This is a genomic window from Microbacterium sp. P2_F9, assembly GCF_056403635.1.
On the sequence record NZ_JBFUFC010000281.1, the window covers coordinates 1 to 3,585 of the forward strand.

Below are 3,585 nucleotides of genomic sequence, written 5' to 3' on the forward strand. Positions count from 1 at the left end.
GACTATAGATCCGCGTGCCGAGCAGCCTTGTAGCCAGGTAGAGGCTCACATGGAAGCGGAAGTTTGTGCGCACGTAGGAGTCGGCGACTTCGGAGTCGAGCATGAGTGTGTCTACCCGTCGCTGCAGTTGAGCGATCCATAGATAGGTGTGCAACGGAATCTTCGACGAAAAGACGCTCTTGTAGTCGGCTGGGTTGTTCAGAAGTGACGACGGCCGCGCTCGCGCGTCATCAGGTCGCCCAAGGCCCACGGCCATTACGGCTTGCCCTAGCGCCGAGATTGAGACGATCCGATCCGCCGGCTTGCCGCTGTTCTTATAGAAGTTCTTTCGCCGGTCGTAGTACCAGCCCTGGGTCAAGAAGTACGACTCGAGCTGTCTATGAATGTCCTCCGTTGCATGAAGGGATGCATCGGGCACTTTGGTTTGGCTGTTGGTCGCACGAATGATGCGATCGCGAGTTGCCTCATCCTGGGTCTGAAAAACTCGCACAAGTACCGAACGTCCGCGAGCTCGTTCGGCGTCGAGGCCGGACTTGGTGATCGCACTGTGAATGCTGTGCGACGTCTGCATCCCATTCACAATCTGAACGTTCTGCATTGTGAAGGTCTTGTCACCGCTGATCGAGACGGTCGAACAAAGTACTGTCACACCATTGTTCAGCCACCAGAAATCATCCTGAACCTCTGACTCCAGCGAAGCTTCGATGCTCTTGTTCACCGCCACGCCACCTTGGAAGTCTCGGACGTTCCAGTCGAACAAGTGACCCCGGAGTCCGCCGTCAGCATCCGACAAGAATTCGTAGTAGTCGGCCAGTCCGACGAGTCCGGTGTAGGACTCTCCCTTGGATAGATACTCGGCGAATCTCAGCTGCAGGTCGTATTGAGGGACGGCGTTGGCCATCTCCCATAGTTCCCGCGCACCCAGCAGACGCACGGTTGTCGAAGACCCAGGGACCAGGTGGCCCAGCCTGTCAGCGAGGTCTGCCGCCTTCTGTGTAACGGCGGCCGCAGGATTCGACGTGTCACCCTTGCTCACGTAGTCAACGAAGATTGAAATCGTCGGCGAGCGGATGGCGAGTACTGTCCACGCCTTCGTGAACAGCCGGATTCGTCCTATGACGTCCGGCGAGTAGTACACCAGCAGCTGCTCGTCCGTCATGTTGAGGTCGAGCAAGCGCCCGAGCGACGACTCCAGCTTGTCGAGCGCGGTCTCGGTGAAGCCTGACTCTTCCTTGGTCTGTATCAGGCGCAGGGTGAGCTCCGCGCCCTTGCGGACTGACTTTGGGGCGAAATCATCTGCGAGAACTTCAGAATCCTCGTCGAGCAGATCGCCATCTAGGAAGACGTACACCCCATCGAGTGCGCCATCCATGCCGCCGCCGATGCGCCCCAACTCAATCTCGTCGTCAGAGAGGTTTCGGTCGCGTAGAACCATCTGCGCACCGAAGGTCTCGAAAGCTACGGACTGAGGTAACGGCTCATCGCGCTCGGCCTGTGAGGAGGCGATGTACCCATCAATAAGTACGCTCTCGTTTGTTGACACTCAGCCATCCTGGCGGTCAACCTCGGCTCAAAACGGAATCGACGCGCCATCGAATCGGGTGCCGAACCTATAGCCAATTAACACCACGGGCAGGCGATATCGCTCCACACGTCGATCTTGATCGGGTCGGTCATGTCGGGTTCAACTCCGCGGGTCGGGTTCGATATTCCGCCGGGCGAGCACTGCGGCGAAGAAGAAGCAGAGTGCGCCCAGGAACGTGCCGAGATTCGCCCACGTCTCGCTCACGAGATCACCCGTGGAGGGAAGGACGAAGGCGCCGACCGCGGAGACGCCGAACAGGATCGATCCGAGCATGTTGAGCCACGTGCCCGCCCAGGTGCGCGCGAGCCGGTCCCAGAGTTCGTGGCGGCGGGCGGCAGCCACCATGGCGAAGGCACTCGAGACGAGGAAGGCGACCGAGCCCCAGGCATCCGGCTTCCACCCGGTGAACRGATCGGCCGGCTGGTTCAGGGCAGCGATGAGGACGATCCCGGTGCTCAGGTTGAACAGCAGGGTGCCGGCGAACTGCACGGCCGCCGACCACCAGTCGGCGGCATCCGCACGCGTTCCACCCTGTCGAGGCGGCCGGCGGCCGCTGAGCAGCAGCTGGATGAGCCCCGCGGAGGTGAACAGGAGCGAACCCACGAAGAACGTCGCCGAGCCCCACACGGCACCCACCGCCGCGAAGTACCACGGGATGGCTCCGACCGCGAAGCACAGTGAGCCGAGGGCGAAGCCCCACGATTCCCGTCGCAGACGCAGCGACCGCGGCGCCCGCGCGCCGAACTCAGTCCGGGTACGCGTCATCGTCGCCTACAGTGCCGGGAGCTCTGGCTGATCGGGCTGGTCCACCGCGCCGCCGAAGCGCCGGTCGCGATCGAGGTAGAGCTCGATCGCACGCCAAAGCTCGACGCGGCCGAAGTCGGGCCAGAGCGTGTCGAGGAAGACGAACTCGGCATAGGCGGACTCCCAGAGCAGAAAGTTCGAGGTGCGCTGCTCACCGCTTGACCGCACGAACAGGTCCACATCGGGCATGTCCGGGATGTAGAGGCGCCGCTGGATCAGCTTCTCGCTGACCGCGCTGGGGCGGATCCGCCCCGACGCGACGTCGTCGGCGATCGACCGCACCGCGTCGACGAGCTCGACCCGGCCGCCGTAGTTGACGCACATCGTGAGGGTCAGCACGCTGTTGGACGCCGTGAGCTGCTCGGCGTACTGCAGTTCGCGGATCACCGAGCCCCACAGGCGGGGCTTGCGGCCGGCCCAGCGGATGCGCACCCCCCACTCGTTGAGCTGGTCGCGCCGCCGGTGCAGCACGTCGCGGTTGAAGCCCATCAGGAAGCGCACTTCGTCGGGTGAGCGCGACCAGTTCTCGGTCGAGAAGGCATAGACCGAGAGGTGCTTCACCCCGGCCTGGATCGCCCCGGCGACCACGTCGAGGAGTGCCGCCTCTCCCGCCCGGTGCCCCTCGATGCGCGTGAGCCCCTTGCGGTTGGCCCAGCGCCCGTTGCCGTCCATCACGATGGCGACGTGACCGGGCACTCCCCCGCGCGGAAACGCCGGGGGCTGCTGACCGGTCCAGTCGATCGGGCGGTACGGCACGGCATCGCGGTGCGTGTACGGCTTCGGGGTCATCGCGCCACCCAGGGGAGGTACTCGACGTGGTCGAGCGAGCGGATGCCGCGCTCGAGGTGCCATTGCGTATAGGCGGCGACGAGACCGGATGCCGCGGCCGTGGCATGTTCCGATGCGCCGTCCACCTCTTCCCACGTGCCGGACATGAGCGCGCGCAGGAGCGAGACGGTCTCGGCGTCCACGCGGGCAGCGCCCATGGGAGCGCAGTCGCGGCACACCAGACCGCCGAGCTGCGCGACGAAGGAGTCGTGCGGACCGGGTGCGCCGCACCGCGCGCACTCCGACAGCGACGGCGCCCACCCGGAGAGCGCCATCGCGCGCAGCAGGTAGGAGTCGAGGATGCTGCGCGACGCATGCTCGCCGAGCGACAGCGCCCGTAGCCCGCCGACGAGCAGCAGGTACTGGTT

The 3,585-nt window shown here is 64.4% G+C and carries 4 protein-coding genes; all 4 read right to left on the reverse strand.

Going from position 1 to position 3,585, the window contains the following annotated elements; translation table 11 throughout:
• A partial coding sequence (locus AC1DVT_RS18740) for an AIPR family protein (RefSeq protein ID WP_477390741.1) occupies positions 1 to 1,543 on the reverse strand: 1,543 nt, incomplete at its 3' end.
• Positions 1,544 to 1,684: 141 nt separating this feature from the next.
• Entirely contained in the window at positions 1,685 to 2,350 is a 666-nt protein-coding gene (locus AC1DVT_RS18745; protein WP_477390743.1) for a hypothetical protein, read from the reverse strand.
• A 6-nt stretch (positions 2,351 to 2,356) separates the two neighbouring features.
• Complete coding sequence (locus AC1DVT_RS18750; protein WP_457098576.1) at positions 2,357 to 3,178, reverse strand: isoprenyl transferase; 822 nt, start codon at positions 3,176 to 3,178, stop codon at positions 2,357 to 2,359.
• A partial coding sequence (gene recO / locus AC1DVT_RS18755; RefSeq protein WP_477390745.1) for a DNA repair protein RecO occupies positions 3,175 to 3,585 on the reverse strand: 411 nt, incomplete at its 5' end. The genes AC1DVT_RS18750 and recO, both read right to left, overlap by 4 nt.